Annotated in this window: 19 protein-coding genes and 2 pseudogenes; 10 read left to right on the forward strand and 11 right to left on the reverse strand. The window is 34.1% G+C overall.

All coding sequences use genetic code 11. The annotated features are described in order from the left end of the window. The first annotated feature begins 13 nt into the window (after positions 1–13). From BKH42_RS00495 to BKH42_RS09930, 4 genes and pseudogenes are all read left to right on the forward strand, one after another. Complete coding sequence (locus BKH42_RS00495) at positions 14–1456, forward strand: amidase (protein ID WP_095293687.1); 1443 nt, start codon at positions 14–16, stop codon at positions 1454–1456. A gap of 116 nt (positions 1457–1572) precedes the next feature. Then, positions 1573–2541, forward strand: a pseudogene (gene dcm / locus BKH42_RS00500) (DNA (cytosine-5-)-methyltransferase). Beyond that, positions 2534–3073 carry a type II restriction endonuclease gene (locus BKH42_RS00505; RefSeq protein WP_343286864.1) on the forward strand — a complete coding sequence of 180 codons (540 nt, stop codon included), beginning with the start codon at positions 2534–2536 and terminating at the stop codon, positions 3071–3073. The pseudogene dcm and the gene BKH42_RS00505 overlap by 8 nt, the downstream one beginning before the upstream one ends. Before the next feature lie 73 nt (positions 3074–3146). Next, positions 3147–3215 (forward strand): hypothetical protein, encoded by a 69-nt coding sequence (locus tag BKH42_RS09930; protein WP_343286865.1) that lies wholly within the window; start codon positions 3147–3149, stop codon positions 3213–3215. A gap of 48 nt (positions 3216–3263) precedes the next feature. Here BKH42_RS09930 and BKH42_RS00510 read toward each other — a convergent pair whose 3' ends face one another. Then, complete coding sequence (locus BKH42_RS00510) at positions 3264–4016, reverse strand: methylenetetrahydrofolate reductase (protein ID WP_095293689.1); 753 nt, start codon at positions 4014–4016, stop codon at positions 3264–3266. Between the two features lie 45 nt (positions 4017–4061). On the opposite strand from BKH42_RS00510, the gene serB reads away from it, so the two are divergent. Beyond that, positions 4062–4682, forward strand: coding sequence for a phosphoserine phosphatase SerB (gene serB / locus BKH42_RS00515; protein WP_095293691.1), 621 nt, complete (start codon positions 4062–4064; stop codon positions 4680–4682). On the opposite strand, the gene mrdA is transcribed toward serB, so the two are convergent. From mrdA to BKH42_RS00565, 10 genes and pseudogenes are all read right to left on the reverse strand, one after another. Beyond that, complete coding sequence (gene mrdA / locus BKH42_RS00520) at positions 4683–6473, reverse strand: penicillin-binding protein 2 (RefSeq protein ID WP_095293693.1); 1791 nt, start codon at positions 6471–6473, stop codon at positions 4683–4685. Next, the gene (locus BKH42_RS00525; RefSeq protein WP_095293695.1) at positions 6448–6939 is read right to left on the reverse strand and encodes a hypothetical protein; all 492 of its coding nucleotides are present in this window, start codon (positions 6937–6939) and stop codon (positions 6448–6450) included. The genes mrdA and BKH42_RS00525 overlap by 26 nt, the downstream gene beginning before the upstream one ends. A 136-nt stretch (positions 6940–7075) precedes the next feature. After that, positions 7076–7699, reverse strand: coding sequence for a ribosome biogenesis GTP-binding protein YihA/YsxC (gene yihA / locus BKH42_RS00530; protein WP_095293697.1), 624 nt, complete (start codon positions 7697–7699; stop codon positions 7076–7078). Continuing rightward, complete coding sequence (gene lptA, locus BKH42_RS00535; RefSeq protein WP_095293699.1) at positions 7696–8307, reverse strand: lipopolysaccharide transport periplasmic protein LptA; 612 nt, start codon at positions 8305–8307, stop codon at positions 7696–7698. The genes yihA and lptA overlap by 4 nt, the downstream gene beginning before the upstream one ends. After that, positions 8304–8873 carry a hypothetical protein gene (locus BKH42_RS00540; protein WP_095293700.1) on the reverse strand — a complete coding sequence of 190 codons (570 nt, stop codon included), beginning with the start codon at positions 8871–8873 and terminating at the stop codon, positions 8304–8306. Before BKH42_RS00540 ends, lptA begins: the two co-directional genes overlap by 4 nt. After that, a complete protein-coding gene (locus BKH42_RS00545; protein WP_095293702.1) occupies positions 8848–9342 on the reverse strand; it encodes an HAD family hydrolase in 495 nt (164 codons plus the stop codon). Before BKH42_RS00545 ends, BKH42_RS00540 begins: the two co-directional genes overlap by 26 nt. Next, entirely contained in the window at positions 9339–9923 is a 585-nt protein-coding gene (gene hisB / locus BKH42_RS00550; RefSeq protein WP_095293704.1) for an imidazoleglycerol-phosphate dehydratase HisB, read from the reverse strand. Before hisB ends, BKH42_RS00545 begins: the two co-directional genes overlap by 4 nt. Before the next feature lie 2 nt (positions 9924–9925). After that, positions 9926–10654, reverse strand: a pseudogene (locus BKH42_RS00555) (septal ring lytic transglycosylase RlpA family protein); the annotation flags it as partial. A 227-nt stretch (positions 10655–10881) separates the two neighbouring features. Next, the gene (locus BKH42_RS00560; RefSeq protein WP_095293706.1) at positions 10882–11997 is read right to left on the reverse strand and encodes a lytic transglycosylase domain-containing protein; all 1116 of its coding nucleotides are present in this window, start codon (positions 11995–11997) and stop codon (positions 10882–10884) included. 103 nt (positions 11998–12100) lie between these two features. Continuing rightward, positions 12101–12871, reverse strand: coding sequence for a TatD family hydrolase (locus tag BKH42_RS00565; RefSeq protein ID WP_095293708.1), 771 nt, complete (start codon positions 12869–12871; stop codon positions 12101–12103). Positions 12872–12992: 121 nt separating this feature from the next. On the opposite strand from BKH42_RS00565, the gene ribE reads away from it, so the two are divergent. From ribE to BKH42_RS00590, 5 genes are all read left to right on the forward strand, one after another. After that, positions 12993–13613 (forward strand): riboflavin synthase, encoded by a 621-nt coding sequence (gene ribE, locus BKH42_RS00570; RefSeq protein ID WP_095293710.1) that lies wholly within the window; start codon positions 12993–12995, stop codon positions 13611–13613. A gap of 1 nt (position 13614) precedes the next feature. Beyond that, positions 13615–13893: an EscU/YscU/HrcU family type III secretion system export apparatus switch protein gene (locus tag BKH42_RS00575; RefSeq protein ID WP_095293711.1), complete on the forward strand. Its 279-nt coding sequence runs from the start codon at positions 13615–13617 to the stop codon at positions 13891–13893. Positions 13894–14075: 182 nt separating this feature from the next. After that, a complete protein-coding gene (locus BKH42_RS00580) occupies positions 14076–15083 on the forward strand; it encodes a methionine ABC transporter ATP-binding protein (protein WP_095293988.1) in 1008 nt (335 codons plus the stop codon). Continuing rightward, positions 15073–15717, forward strand: coding sequence for a methionine ABC transporter permease (locus BKH42_RS00585; protein WP_095293713.1), 645 nt, complete (start codon positions 15073–15075; stop codon positions 15715–15717). Before BKH42_RS00580 ends, BKH42_RS00585 begins: the two co-directional genes overlap by 11 nt. 10 nt (positions 15718–15727) lie before the next feature. Next, a complete protein-coding gene (locus BKH42_RS00590; RefSeq protein ID WP_095293715.1) occupies positions 15728–16498 on the forward strand; it encodes a MetQ/NlpA family ABC transporter substrate-binding protein in 771 nt (256 codons plus the stop codon). Positions 16499–16553: the final 55 nt, after the last annotated feature.

The raw sequence follows: 16553 nt of genomic DNA on the forward strand, positions 1-16553 counted from the left end.
TCAGGATAAAAAAATGAAATTTGACAGAATCAAAGAAATTAAAAAAACTCTTCCAACAAAGCCAATTTGGCAATGGAATGCCACAGATGTAGCATTAGGTATCAGACATAAAGCTATTAGCTCACTAGAGGCAACAAAAAGCGTTCTTGAGAGAATACAAAAAGTAAATCCAAAATACAATGCCATCATCAATTTAATGAGCGAAAAAGCACTCAAACAAGCTCAACAAGCTGATGAACTTATTTCTCAAGGGATTATCCTCTCACCATTGCACGGAGTGCCTGTTAGCATCAAAGACAACGTGGATGTAAAAGGCGAACGCAACACGAATGGTGGGATATTCAAAGATAGAATATGTGAAGGTGATAGCACTATTGCTACAAACTTCAATACTGCTGGATGTGTGAGCATCGGGATGACAAACCTTCCAGAGTTTGCCATCAGGTGGTTTAGCGAGAATCCACTCTTTGGCAGAACGCTGAATCCTTGGGATGAATCTCTCACTCCTGGTGGAAGTAGCGGAGGTGCGGCATGTGCAACTGCTAGTGGGATGTGTTTTATCGCTCATGGGAATGACATCGGTGGCTCTATCCGTTATCCTGCATATGCTTGTGGAGTTGTGGGGCTCAGACCTACCTGGGGAAGAATCCCGCAATTTGATCCTAGCAGTCCAGGTGGGAGAACATTTGCGAGTGAATTTTTTTCTATTGAAGGTCCTATCGCTAGAAGTGTTAATGACATCAGATTGGGTCTAGAAGTGCTCTCAAGAGGGAGTATTTATGATCAGGTTTGGGTACCTGCACCGCTCACGTATGATGATTGTAAAATCAAACGCATTGCTGTAGTAACCGAGATTGATGGAATGACTATAGAACCATCTATAAAAGAAAACCTCAAAAAAACCGCCAAATGGCTTATAGAAGATGGCTATGTAGTAGAGGAAATCAAACTCCCTGAATTCAATATTGCAGCAGAAGTATGGGGGAAAATTCTTATCGCAGAAAAAACAACCATCATCGGGCATTATGTGACAGATTATGGATCAAAAGAAGTCAATCAAGCTTGGGAAGGAATGTGCTATGGCTTACCTGGAGCTAAAGATATGCGTGAATATATGTTAGCTATCGCAAAAAGAGATGAACTAAGAAGAGTTTATAATGAAATCTTAGATACCTATCCTGTCATAATGCTCCCTGTATCTGGAAAAGAACCTTTCAAGCATGGGGATGATTTGAAAGGAAATGATTATTTCAAAGAAGTGATCATGCCAGCTCAAATCCCCCTATTAGCACTCGTATGCCTAAACTACCCAAGTATGAGCGTACCTACTGGACTAAAAGATGGGCATATACCTGAAGGAGTGCAACTTTTTGCTTCTGATTATCGTGCCGATCTCTGTCTTCAAGTAGCCGAAGATATTGAAAAACACGCCAAAATGCCTTTTAAATTCGATTAATTCTGCTTTAGTGCATGGGATTGCTTTTTTGCAATCCTTTGGTCTAACAAAAAAAGTTCAATATTTTTTATGTATGATTTCAAATCATTAATAGGTGAGGTTTTATGCTAAAGTTTATTGATTTTTGTAGTGGGATTGGTGGAGGAAGATTGGGATTAGAGCAAAATGGCTTTAAGTGTATTGGCTTAGTGAAATTGACAAAGAAGCTATCAGAACCTATCAAAGCTTGTTTGATACAAAAGAGCCAAACTTAGGGGATTTAACCCAAATATACCCCGAAGAACTTCCAGATTTTGATGTGATGATCTCGGGGTTTCCTTGTCAAAGCTTTAGTATTGTAGGCAAAAGAGAAGGATTGCAAAAACAAAGAAAAAGGTCAGATTATTTATCATCTAGCCAAAATCTTACAAGCTAAAAAACCAAAATTCTTTATTTTAGAGAATGTAAAAGGTATCATCAGCCACCGATAAAGGAAAAACCCTAAAAATCATATTAAAAATTTTAGAAAAATGTCATTATAGTGTCTCTTATAAAGTCCTCAACAGTTGTGATTTTTGTCTTCCTCATAAACGTGAGAGAGTTTATTTTGTGGGTTTTAGAAAAGATTTCAATCAAAATTTTGATTTTTCTAACATCCAACCTGCTCACAAACAAAATATCACAAAAATTCAGGATTTTCTAACTCCAAGTAAAGATAACCTATTTGATAATACCTCCTCCTCTTATGAGACTTTTTTGAGATACTTAAACAATAAATACAATCTCAATCGTTTTCATCTTGAAGGACTTTAAAAGAAGATTTTCTCATCTTAGATACTCGCCAAAGTGATTTAAGAATCTATAGAAATGCCACTCCAACTCTAAGGCGAGATAGACAAGGGATTTTATATGTTTATAACAAAAAACTCTATAGGCTAAAGCCAATAGAAGCCCTTAAACTACAAGGTTTTGGAATAATAGAGAACTTAAAAGAAAAAATTCAACCCCTAAAAGATACTAATATTTTGAGACAATGTGGGAATTCAATGAGTGTAAATGTAATAAAGGCAATAGCAACACACCTACTGGAGCAACACAATGGATAAAATCGCTTTAGGTTCAAAAACACCAAAAGATGGTTTCAGAAATGAATATTTTGTGATAGATATTTTTAATAATTGGAAAAAAGAAACACTAGCACAAGAGTGGCTCAAAACAATGGGATACAAGATAGAAGAAATAGAAAATGTAAGGGCTCAGAAAATAAAAGGTTCTTATAAGGCAGATGTTCAGGTTGTTATTTCAATTCAAATCAAACTACAAAAACTTCAAGATATTCAAAACCTACAAGTCAAACTTGTTTCTAATCCACAAGGGTTTAATCAAATCGATAAAAGATGGCTGAAATCCTATGTGGATTTATGGAGTATTCCTGAAGATGTGATTGAAATCCTGCGATACTTCATCGGAGAAATAAAACCCAATATCCAAAATCCTAGAGATGAAAGAAGAATGTTTTTTGATGAATTCTCACAAGAAGATCAAAATAAAATCCTAGAATTTTTCAGAGAAAATCAACCATTGATTTTAAACGACATTTTAAAAGGAAGAGGACAATTTGCTAGTGAGTGGTTTTAGTTATTTTAAAATTATCTTAAAATGGATTTTAAAACCTATAAATGAAGTGATTAATTTCTATAGTGGAAATGTTATGTTTTCTCCAAGAGGAAGTCTTCTGATAGGAAAAATTACTATGCAAAGAAAAGGTGGGGATGGGTAGAGAAAGTGCAAAAATGTTACAGTTTAAAATCAACCCTGCAGAGCTATTTTAGGATTTAAAATTATCAAAAAACTCCTGCAAAAAACTATTTTTACCTCCTGAAATATGAATATCAGCCCCTATAGAGCAAAGCTCTTCATAAAGCTTTATATTTGTTTTGATAGGATTATTTTTTATCTCATCTATGTATGCTTGAGGAATTTCAAAGCCTAGATTATTGTTTATTATTTTTTTACAAAACGCACTCTCATAAATAGGGAAAAAGCTTATCATCCCCATAGCATTACTCCCTTTTGCGATTGTTTCAAAATCATCCAAGAACTTCTGTGCGATTTTGGGTTCAAAAATAGGTTGAGAAATGATGATGTTAGCTCCAGCTTCTATTTTTGTTTTTAGTTTATGCTTTTCCTCTGTATCTAATATAGCCTTACTTCCTGAAATAATAACGCTATCTTCCCCGAGTATATCCTTTGCTTTTTTTATTAGCTCTATTCCGTTAAGATCCCCTATACTAGGTGAATCTCCTCCAATAAGAGCAACCTTATTGACCTGTAAATATTTCAGTGCTAACAAAGTACTCTCGATGCGATCTTTTCTCCTCCCTGATCCTGCAATAGTTCCGATAACATCAATAGCGAGTCTTTGTTTCCACAGCATTGATATGATGCAAGATTCTGGGGTTGGTCTTGAATTTGGACTATCAGGAATCAGGATAAAATCAGGTTTTATTTTATCAATCCAATTTGAGATTAACTCTAAATCCATCTCTTTTTGTTTGGGAATGTATTCCAATCCGATCATTTTTTACCTTTTTGGCTAAAATTATAACACCTTAGGAGGCAAGAAATGAAACTAGCAGTATTTGATTTTGATTCTACATTGATGGATGGAGAGACGATAGAGTTTTTGGCAAAAGACAAAAATGTCATTGAACAAATTACCCAAATCACAAAAAAAGCAATGGAAGGGGAGATGGACTTTTATGAAAGCTTAAAGATGAGGGTCAAACTATTAGAAGGAATGGATCAAAAAAGAGCAATAGAGATTTGTCATCATCTTCCATTAAATCCTGGTGCAAAAGAATGTATCACTGAACTAAAAAATCACGGTTACAAGGTAGTGTGTTTCAGTGGAGGATTCAAATTCGCCACTGAATATTTTAGGGATATTTTAGGACTTGATGGAGAATTTAGCAACACTCTGCATTGTAAAAATGGGAAACTCACTGGCGAAGTTGGTGGAGAAATGATGTTTGATTTTTCAAAAGGAGCGATGCTTTTAACTCTTCAAAGAATACTAGGTGTAAGCATAAAAGATACCCTTGTAGCTGGAGATGGTGCCAATGACGCAAGTATGTTCGCTTATGCGGATAAAAAAATAGCTTTCTGTGCGAAAAAAATTCTGAGACAACAAGCCAACATCATCATCAACAAGAAGGACTTGAGAGAAATTCTTTGCTATCTTTGATTATTTCAGATAACCATTATCATAAAGTGCATTCACCATTTTTACCAAAATAGGTCCACCTCTTCCACCACTTTGACCGTGTTCAAGCAAAACGGTGATGGCATATTTTGGATTTTTATAGGGCACAAATCCAGTTATCCAGCCATGTGACCGATGAAAATATTCTAGATCACTCTCCTTAATCCTTACTTTTATCTCTTGAGCAATTTGAACTACTTGAGCAGTACCTGTCTTACAGGCAAGTTTTACTTTAGCACCTATCGTCCTTTTGTATGCCGTTCCACCGATAGTGCTACAAGCTTCATACATACCTCTTTGAAGTACAGGGAGTTTTGATTTCTGAAAATCACTCAAAACGTCTTTTGGATCTTCAATAAAATCCTCTTTTCCTAAAATTTTCGCAAAATGCGGGGTGGGAAGCTTTCCACTCGCAAGGAGTGCGGTATATCTAGCAATCTGCATAGGTGTCACCAAAAAAGCTCCCTGACCAATAGAAGTTACAATCGTGTCACCTGTATACCATATCTTGCCATATCGCTTCATTTTCCATTCTGGATCAGGCACGATCCCTAAAAATTCATTGGGGATATCAATACCTGTTTTTTCACCAAATCCAAGCTCTTTTAAAACATTTGCAATATTTGTCATTCCTGCATTTTGAGAAAGTTTATAAAAATACACATCGACTGATTCTCTGAGTGCTTTTACTAAATCAGTCTTTCCATGTCCTGTTGGCTTCCAATCTCTGAATTTTCTTCCTCCTACTTCAATATAACCTGGAGTGTCAATTTTTGTATTTTCATTCACGCCTGCATATTCTAAGAATGCTAGTCCAACGCCCATTTTTACGACCGATCCAGGAGGATATAAGGCATTCACAAATCTATTTAAAAGTGGATTATAAATATCTTCTCTGAGAGCATTCCATTTTTTATAACTAATACCTCCAACAAAATCATTCAGATTATACTCAGGATAACTCCCTGCAACAAGTACTTCACCTGTATGCACATCCATTACTATCACACTACCTGTTTGACCTTCAAATTCCTTATTAGCAATATCTTGTAGTTTCATATCAATACTTAAAATCAAATCATTTTGAGTTTTGGGTTTGGACTCTTCTAGCACTTCAAGTTCTTGATTGAAAGCATTCACTGCGACAACCTTATAGCCAATCTGTCCTTGCAAAAATGTGTTGTATTGCTTTTCTAATCCTGTTTTTCCAATAATACCTGTGTACTTGCTCACAGAATCTTTTAAAATATCATTTTCATCAGCTGAACCCACATAACCAATGATATGAGAAGCGGAAAGGTTATTTGGATAGAGTCTTTTTGTCGCAGGTTGGATCAAAATATTTGTATTTTGAATGATTTGAGGATATATTTTTTGCATATCCGCATAAGAGATATAATCAACCACTTTGATAGGCGAATGATTATAGATAGAATTTTGTTTTTTATAGGTTTTGATAATATTTTCTGAATCAATCCAAGGGAAAAAACCTTGAATGAAATTTACTTGCTCATTTAAATTATCATTTTTCAGCAAGGGTTTAAAAGAAATCGAGAAGCCTAGTTCATTGATAGCCAAAGGTTCTCCATTTCTATCAAGTATCTGTCCCCTAGCAGGAACTAAAATCTCTTTTTTGGTCATATTCCTTTGGGCTAATTGTTCAAAATATTGATGAGATTTGATTGTAAGGACAAAAATCTTAGTGAGCAAAACCGCCCAAACGATAGCAAAAAATGTGATAATGAGTTTATATTTGATATTTAATTTTTTCATACACAATTCCTAAACAAGCTTCATAAAGAATATAAGAAATAAAAATAGGTTCTAAGGTTACATTAAAGGTTCTTCCAAACATTCCAGTTAAATACAAAACAAAGAAATAAACCGCATAAATCAAAGGCACATAAATAAAAACAAAAAGTATATTTTCATCAAACAGCAGTCGCAACCTTTTAACAACAAGCCAATTAGTAAAAACAAAAATGAGGGGCAAAATACCAGCTACCTCATCGTGATCGTATTCAAAAAATATCAAACACGCAACAATAACAATGCTAACAATCCACCTATTTTCACTTGAAGTCTGCATATAAAAAATAAATAATAATCCGATCATGGGGGGTAAATAAAGATAGATATTGCTCACAGAAGTATAAAAGCTAAATGCTATTAGGAGAAAAATAGCTTTTAGAATCTCTTTAAAAAGATTATTTCTCCGCAAATTTGAAAATGTCTGCATTCGATATTTTTCATCCTTATTTTATGATCTTATCTTTATAGCTTATTTTGATTGAATATATAACCTCATAAGTGCCTTATATTCAAGCTTTAACTCAAAATCAAATTTTAAAATACTTTGCCCCTTGAACGTAAAATCAAATTCTTTCAATTCCAAGAACACCATCAAGAATCATTTCTCGTATTCTCTCTTTGCCTCCATAATTCTTATTGATAATTTTATCATTATTTGATGCAACTAACTTGCCTTTTTGATAAAGCCTGTGTTGCTCATTTTTATTGAGCTTATCAAATTTGGTATAAATGCTCAAAAGCCTTTGATCGGGTTTTAGAAGCTTTTGAATAATTTCAGATACATATTCATCAATTTGTAATTGCGTATGTCTAGCATCAACAAGATGGACGAATAATTTAATACAAGATCGATGATTTAAAAAATTCCAAAGATTATCTTCCCAATCTTTTTTTGTTCCTTTAGATACTTTTGCATAACCAAAACCTGGCAAATCTACGAATCTAAAAGAAATACTTTGAGAATCCTCTGCTTTTTTTTCCCATAAAACACTAAAAAAATTTATCAGTTGGGTTTTGCCTGGAGTTGAAGAGCTTTTTGCAAGATTTTTTTCCAAAATAGTGTTGATAAAGGTGCTTTTACCCACATTGCTTCTTCCTAAAAAAACCACTTCCATCATATCAGGAGGAGGACATCCTTGAAGATTGGTGGCAGAAGTTAGAAATTTCGAATCTTTGAGGATTATCATTGATTGCCTTGTGGGGGAATAATAGTTTTTGATGGATCTGAAAGCATATCTTGAGTATTTTTATCTTTTTGAATTTCTTCAGGACTTGTGTCGGATTTATTCTTACTAGATCTACTAGATTTGGCACTAGAAGGTTTTTTTGATACAGAAACATCATCAAGATTGAATATAAACTTAGCAGGTTTGCTATCACTTCCTAAAACATTTGCATAACCATTTTCATTATTGACAACAATCTCCTCGCCTCTAATAGTGTTTTCTTTTCCGACTTCTTTAAGTACTGCATTTTCTAAAAGTCTATATTCTCCAGTTTTGGACTCATAAATGAGTCTATCAGAATGTCCTTTTATTTCTCTACCATCTTGCATAAAGATGTGAAATTTCACATTTCCCTCCGCTTCATAAGATATAGGTTTTCTATCTTTATCTGTATAGATAACAACCTGATCAGCTTCTAGCGTGTCTTTAGATTTTTTGATATGCACATCTCCTTGAATGCGAGTGATTCCATTTTTATCATCACTAAAGAATTTTTTGGCACTGATTTCAAGAGTTTCTTCAGCAAACAGACTCAAAACTAAGCAAAACAGACAAATTATTTTTTTCATTTTCCTTTTCCTTTTCGTGGTTCTGTTTCTAGTATGATTTGTGAATTAATATTTTTAGCCTTAATGTTTTGAGTTCTTCTGTTATAGATAATATCCTCTCCTTCAAAATATCCATCGGTGGTATTAAAAATAAAATCACCCTCGCCTTTAAAAATTTCTTTGCGATAATCATAGATACCACCTTCACTCCAAAAACTCCCTCTATCGCTTTTAATATAAATCCCTCCTCTTGGAAAATGATACTTGTCTCCTCTTTTTATCACCTCATCACCACTTATATATTCATAAGTATTTTTGGACTGAGGATTATACCTACTAGCTAAAAACCCATATAAAATTTCATAATCAGAAAATTGAAATGCCTTAGAGCCCTCAATCTTCATATCCACAAAATCATTATTGACTTGATACATATTAAAATCAGTGAGTTCTATTTTTGCAATATCGTTATTTTTATTTTCTTGAAGATACTTTGAAGGTGCGAAGAAGAAAAATGAACAAAAAGTAATCACAAGCAATATTAAAAAAAAATTCAAAACACTATTGGTAGATTTTAAGTACTTCATCTTTAAGCCCATCTTTTAGCAAGATATATTCAATCATCTCTCTGATCGCACCATTCCCACCGTTGTTTTTTAATACCACATCTACATATTCACGTAGCCAAACCGCCCCATCAGATGGCATAAAACGCAACCCACATTCAATAAACATTGGTAAATCATTCAAATCATCTCCAATACAAGCAATTTCAGCAGTCTGTAATCCCAGCTCTTCTTTAAGATCTAAAACAATCTTTCTTTTGTTTTCTATTCCCATATACAGATGAGAGATGCCTAATTCTTTTGCCCTAAAAGCGGTGATTGAAGAGTCTCTTCCTGAAATGATGGCAACTTTCTTGCCAAGTTTTTGCCAAGCAACAAGACCTAACCCATCTTTGACATTAAAAAACTTGCTTTCACATAATTCCTGATCGTAGATAATCTTACCATCTGTAAGTGTCCCATCTACATCAAGCAAAATCAACTCAATCATAAAACTCCCTTTGTGCTAGGGATTTGAATATTTTTATTGAGATAAAGGGCTCTTTTGAGCGATAAAGCAAAGGCCTTGAAGGTGGCTTCTATAATGTGATGTAGATTCTTTCCTCTTTTGAGATAAATATGTGTGCATAGTCCAGCATTCAAGCAAAGCGCACGAAAAAATTCTTCAGTGAGTTCAATATCAAAATCCCCAACCTTTCCCTTAAAATCTCCATAATTACTCATATCAAAGACCAAAAAAGCTCGATTGCAAACATCAATATCACACTCTACACAAGCCTCATCCATTACAACTGCTGCATTACCAAAACGCTCTATATTAATGATGGGATAAATTTCTTCTTTAAGTAATTGCCCCAACACAATGCCACAATCTTCAACGCTATGATGATTATCAATATGTCTATCACCCTCACAAGTTATCTCAAAATCCATCAAAGAATGCTTAGAAAACGATTCAAGCATGTGATCAAAAAAACCTATTTTTGTATCAATTTTACCTCTACCTTCGCCATATATATTCAAACTTGCATTAATTTTTGTTTCTTGTGTATTTCGTTGAATGTATTTCATCTTTACTCCCTAATAATCACACCAGTTATATTTTTAGATTTGGCAAAATCAAGTGCCTCATCTTCGCTCTTGAAACCTTCGACAAATACTCGATATATCGGCTCTCCATTACTAGTTTGCTCTTTAATCTGGACTTTATAATCAGTTTGAATTGATTTTTGGATCTGTTCTTGTAAGGACAATGCACCATCTTTTTTCCTAAATGCACCTACTTGAAGCAAGAAGCTTCCTCCTTCTACGCTACTTTTAGAATCACCTATTTTGAACTCTTCTTTAAGGGTTGATGAGTTTTGCATATCTTTTGAAATAGATTTTTCATAATCTTTAGAAATCATTCCTCCAAAACCTAATACTTCAAGTCTAACCTTAGCTGTCCCTTTATCTACCATATTGATATCTCTAGCTGCTGCATTTGAGAGATCAATAATCCTTCCATCTACAAAAGGCCCCCTATCGTTGATTCTCACAATAGTTATTTTTCCATTTTCCTTATTATGAACTTTCACGATAGTATTCATTGGTAGGGTTTTAGAAGCAGCTGTATGAGCGTGCATATTATAAATCTCACCATTAGAGGTTTTTTTGGAGTGAAAATTTGGCCCATACCAACTTGCGATTCCATCAAAAATCTCTCCGACATCTACACGAGTTGGATAATACCATTTTTCCCCTACCTTATAAGGCCTCATTGTAGCTCTTTGAATTGCTGCAGATTCACGCATACCATCTAGCATTGAAGGGGATGGATTCCCAAAAAGATCACTAGAGAGATTCCCACTATCAAAGCTACCTTGAGTATATGATTGATTGGCGTAATTTGAAGTATATTTTTTGGATCGATATGAACCTAAGCCCTCATAATCGCTAAATGCCCCAACCCCGCCTCTATAAACACTTTGTGGGGAACATCCCAAAAACAAAACCACTCCAAAAAACAGTCCCATCCAAGGTAAGGATTTCAATGTTTTATCTCATTTTGGACTAATTTGCGATAGTCTTTTCTAATCACTGGTACAATTAATTTTTGATTGATAGACAAAAAAGAATTTTTCAGCTTATTGGTGATTTTTATTTCTTGGATACTAACTCTATATTTTTTTGCAATAGATGTGAGTGTTTCTCCTTGTTTTACTCTGTGGAGTACAAACATTTCGTTTGGATTTTGATCTTCTTGAAAATTCTGTTTAAAATACGCAAGCTTCTCATAGGGGACATAAACGGTATATTCCCCATAGCCAGGGGGTAAAAAATTATATCTGAATTGACGGTTGTATTTTTTTAACTCTTCTAGGGTCATTTCTGCACCTTCAGCAATGACAGAAAGCATCGTCCCAGCTTTTACATTCACACTAGCTAAAGTATTCATCGCTCCACGATTAAGTAGGTATTCTCTATCATCACTCTTGAATCTGTCTATATTATTGAATGCCAAAGACATACTTAATATCATACGAATATAATTTCTAGTCTCTTTAGGAAGATATCTTTTATGTTCATCAAGCAAAACATCAATATCTGTACTTTTAGCCTGTTTGATAGCCTTTTGAAGACGCCCTACGCCACAATTATAAGCCATAGCCGCAAGATACCACTTCCCTGTAATCTTGTATAAAAATTGAAGATATTTAATAGCTGCTTGGGTACTTTTAATAGGATCTCGTCTTTCATCAATATAATCATTGATTTTAAGTCCAAGCTGTTTTGCCGTAACAGGCATAAGTTGCCAAATCCCTGAAGCTTTTTTTGGACTATATGCACGAGTAGAAAACTCTGATTCAGCCATAGCTAAAAATAAAAACTCTTGAGGGATTCCAGCTTGTGCCATCATACTTTTGAGAATCGGGATAAACTCATAACCAGAATCAAATTTTTGCACAAAATAATCCCATCTAGCTTCTGCATTGCTAGATTTGAGTGAGTTTTTTGCTTTAAGTTCTGCTAAAAATGCTCCACTCACACCAAAAGAATTCAGTACATTCTCGCTGAATCTATCATAAATCAAGCTATTAAAATCTGCTTTCAAACTATGAGAACAAAGCAGACAAGCAAATAAAAGAGTGGTCTTGATTTTCATTGATCTCCCTGAATAAATTTTTAAACTAACTGTTTGATTGTACTTCAAAAATACTTAAAGGTAAAATATTCTCATTCACATCATAACCGAAAAGTATTTTTCATCACATCTGCCCAAATAGATCATAAGCATTTTTCGTGCTCAAAACTCCGATACTTTCATTATCCATCCCTAAAACTTCAGACAGTTTTTGCACCACCAAGGGAATATAAGAAGGCTCGTTACGCTCTCCTCTATGAGGATGAGGAGTTAAATAAGGAGCATCAGTTTCAAGTAAAATTCTATCTTTAGGTATTTTTGGAAGAATTTCAACAATTTTTTTTGCATTTTTAAAAGTTGCAACCCCTCCAATGCCATAATAAAATCTATCTGAAAGTCCAAGCAAAATCTCATCGGCATTAAAGCAATGTAAAACTCCACGAAGATTTTTATAAGTATTGAGTATCTCAAAAGCATCATTACTGGCTTCTCTGATATGAACAATCAAGGGTAGATTTGATTTGATAGCCAATTCAATGTGAGCAATAAATATTTCTTTTTGAATTTTCTTGTAATTTTCTCGTTCTTTTAATTCTGGTAAGCGATAATAATCAAGTCCACATTCCCCTATTGCGATGCATTTTTCATCCTTAAGAAAATGCTCTATATCCTTGAGGTTATTACCATAAATTTCATATGGATGAATCCCTAGTGCAAAATAAACATTTGGATAACTTTGAGCTATTTTCACAGCATTGCGAAGGTCTTTTGGGTCAGCACCTGGAATAATAAATTTTTCTACTCCATTTTTCTGTGCCCTAAAAATCACTTCTTCAATATCATCTTGATAACATCCATTATCCAAATGGCAATGGGTATCAATCAAACAACTCATTATTTGCCTCATCTTTTTATGGTAGAATTCAAAATTTTAAGAGATATATTTTATTCCAAAACTTTCAGTATTTGGCAACATAAAAAATATAAAAAATAACCTAATTTTTGAAGGATCTTGTTTGTTTAGTGGGTTGGTGCACGAAATAGCAAAGGTGAAAAAATTTCAAAATAATATTCTTTATATTCAATCCCCTTATAAGCCCACATTAGGAGATAGTATCGCTATAAATGGGGCTTGTCTGACAGTGATAAAAATAACTTCTGATGGATTTGGGGTAGAGCTTAGCAAACACACGCAAGAACAGATTGCCATGGAAAATTATCACGATCTAGTGCATATAGAACCTGCTTTAATAGCTAATTCTAGACTTGATGGACATTTCGTGCAAGGACATATTGATAGCATTGGCATCATCACAAATATAATGCCAAATGCAAATCAAACTGATTTCACCATCAAAGTTCCAAAAGACACACTCAACCTCATCATTCCTCAAGGTTCCATTAGCATTGATGGCATTAGTCTCACTATTGCGGAGGTTTTTGAAGACTGCTTCAAGCTCACCATCATTCCCTACACCATAGAACATACACTTTTTAAGGAATATAAAATCAATAGGCGAGTGAATATTGAAACAGATATTCTTGTTAGAAGCATCGCTCATCTACTAAAAAAAAGAGATCAAAATCTCAAAACAAGCTCTTGGAAAGAAATTGATTCAATGCTATTAGGTTATTAAAATGAAAGGCAAAACACTCAAAGCCATCGCTTTAGCCTATAGCAATCAAACAGATATTCCAGCAAAAATTATCGCTTCTGGACTTGGAGAAATGGCACAAGCTATCATCAAAAAAGCCAAAGAATTTGATGTGCCTATTTTCGCAAATCCTACTCTTGCAAACTCCCTAGCAACTATGCAAATAGATGAAGATATTCCTGAGGAGCTTTATGATAGCGTTGTAGAAGTATTCATTTGGTTAGAACAAGCTCAAAACTCTGCTCAACTCAGTAAAAATTAAATAGTCTCATCTTTAAATCAAACACTTAAAATCTAAAAAACCAAAATGAGAATAATTGTAACACTTTATAATAATTTATTTCAATTTTTTTATAAATACATATCGTGTTTATAAAATATCTAGTAGAATCCATTCCAAGTTTTGATCACATATTCACTATCAAATTTTCTAAGGAGGCTACCATTATTGAATTGAAAAATATCACAAAAACCTATCCCAATGGTTTTTGTGCCATAAAAAAACTAGATCTTGAAGTAAAAGCAGGCGATATTATGGGAATCATAGGATATTCAGGAGCTGGAAAATCTACCCTTATTCGCATCATTAATAGATTAGAAGATCCTAGTTCTGGAGAAATCACTATAGATGGGTGCGATATTTTGGAACTGAATTCCAGAGAACTTCAGAAGACTCGCCAAAAAATCGGGATGATATTTCAACATTTCAATTTGTTGAGCTCTAGAGATGTGTTTGGAAATGTTGCTTTTGCATTAGAAATAGCTGGTTGGGAAAAACAAAAAATATCCAAAAGAGTATATGAGCTCCTTGATTTAGTGGGTTTGAAAGAAAAGGTAAATTTTTATCCCTCTCAACTAAGTGGGGGACAAAAACAAAGGGTTGCTATTGCTAGGGCACTCGCTAATCATCCTAAAATACTCCTATGCGATGAAGCAACAAGTGCGTTAGACACAAAAACAACAAAATCTATTCTGGATCTTTTAAAAGATATTCAAAAAAAATTCAACCTCACTGTTGTGCTCATCACCCATCAAATAGAGGTGGTAAAAGAAATATGCAATCAAATGTGTGTGATGAGCGATGGAGAGATTATCGAAAGGGGGCTTGTTCATGAAGTTTTTGCCAATCCAAATCATGAAGTCACCAAGGAATTAATCTCTTATTTGCCCCCAACTGATAAGAGTCTCATCTTATCTCACATCAAAACACAAAATCAGGTTTATAAAATTGTCTTTAGTGGAGAAAATACCGATGAACCGCTGATATCAGATGTTATCAAACGTTTTGGGGTAGATGCAAATATTCTTTCAGGAAATATCGAAGAGCTTGCCACGCAAAATGTCGGTTATCTTATTATTGAATTTAGTGGCGATAACATCGCTCAATCACTAGAGTATCTCAAACAAAAAGGCTTGAATATTCAAAAATTGGAGAAAAAAAATGATCTTTGATATGATTTATGATTCTACGCTTGAAACCATCTATATGGTATTTTTTTCCTGCGTTCTTGCTGTGATTTTTGGACTCCCGCTAGGAGTATTTCTATGCATCACAAGAGAAGATTCTATCCTTCCAATGCCATTAACAAATAAAGTTTTAGGGGCCATTGTGAATACAGCTAGGTCTTTTCCTTTTATCATTTTGATTATTTTGCTTTTGCCTTTGTCTAGACTGATTATAGGAACAAGTATCGGTAGCACAGCGGCAATTATACCTTTATCAATCTCTGCAATTCCATTTGTAGCTAGACTCTTTGAAGGAGCCCTTCAAGAAGTTGATAAAGGACTCATTGAAGCTACCTTGAGTATGGGTGCAAACAAATTAACTATTGTAAAAATGATGATAGCAGAAAGTTTGCCTTCACTCAGCAATGCTCTTATTATAACCACAATATCCCTTATTGGATATTCAGCTATGGCAGGAGCTGTAGGAGCTGGAGGACTAGGGGATTTAGCAATTCGTATTGGATATCAAACCTATCGCCCTGATGTATTGTTCTACTCTGTCATCACTATCATTATTTTAGTTCAAATTATCCAGACAGGTGGGGATTTGATTGTTAAAAAATTGAGAAAAAACAAATAAAGGAACTAAAATGAAGTTACCAAAGAATATCGCATTAGCACTTATTTTGAGTTCAAGTGCTTTTGCAGGAGATTTAAGAGTAGGTGCCACACCCGTCCCAGCTGCAGAAATCTTAGAGTTTGCTAAGCCAATTTTGGCAAAACAAGGTGTGAATCTCATTGTGCAAAGCTTCACAGATTATGTCACTCCTGATATTTCACTCAATGAAGGATCTAGTGATGCAAATATGTATCAGCACCGACCATTTTTAGAGAAAATGAACAAAGACAGAGGATTTTCTCTTGTAGCTATCAAGTCCATATACATCGTTCCATTAGGATTTTATTCCAAAAAATACAAGAGTATTTCTGAAATAAAAAATAAATCCACCATTGCCTTACCCAATGATCCAACAAATTATTCTAGAGCATTGATACTTTTACACGACAATGGAGTTATCAAACTCAAAGATCCAAGCAACTTAGATTGTACGGAATTTGATATCATAGAAAATCCTAAAAAACTCAAATTCAAGCAAGTAGAAGCTGCAATGCTTCCAAAAGTGCTTGATGGTATAGACGCAGCTGTTATCAATGCAAACTACGCATTACAAGCTGGTATGAGTATCAAACAAGCATTTTTTCATGAAAATGGAAAATCTGTATATACAAATGTTTTAGCATCTAGGACAAACAATAAAAATAATCCTGATATTAAAAAACTATCAGAAGTTTTAACTAGTAAAGAAGTAAAAGATTTTATACTCAAAAAATACAAGGGTGAAATCATTCCCGTACAGTGATAAAATACCCATACTGATTTTTTGAGATGATTTAAAAATACATTAAAGGGAAAAA

Origin of the sequence: Helicobacter sp. 13S00482-2 (assembly GCF_002272795.1) — a bacterium.
GTDB lineage: Bacteria > Campylobacterota > Campylobacteria > Campylobacterales > Helicobacteraceae > Helicobacter_J.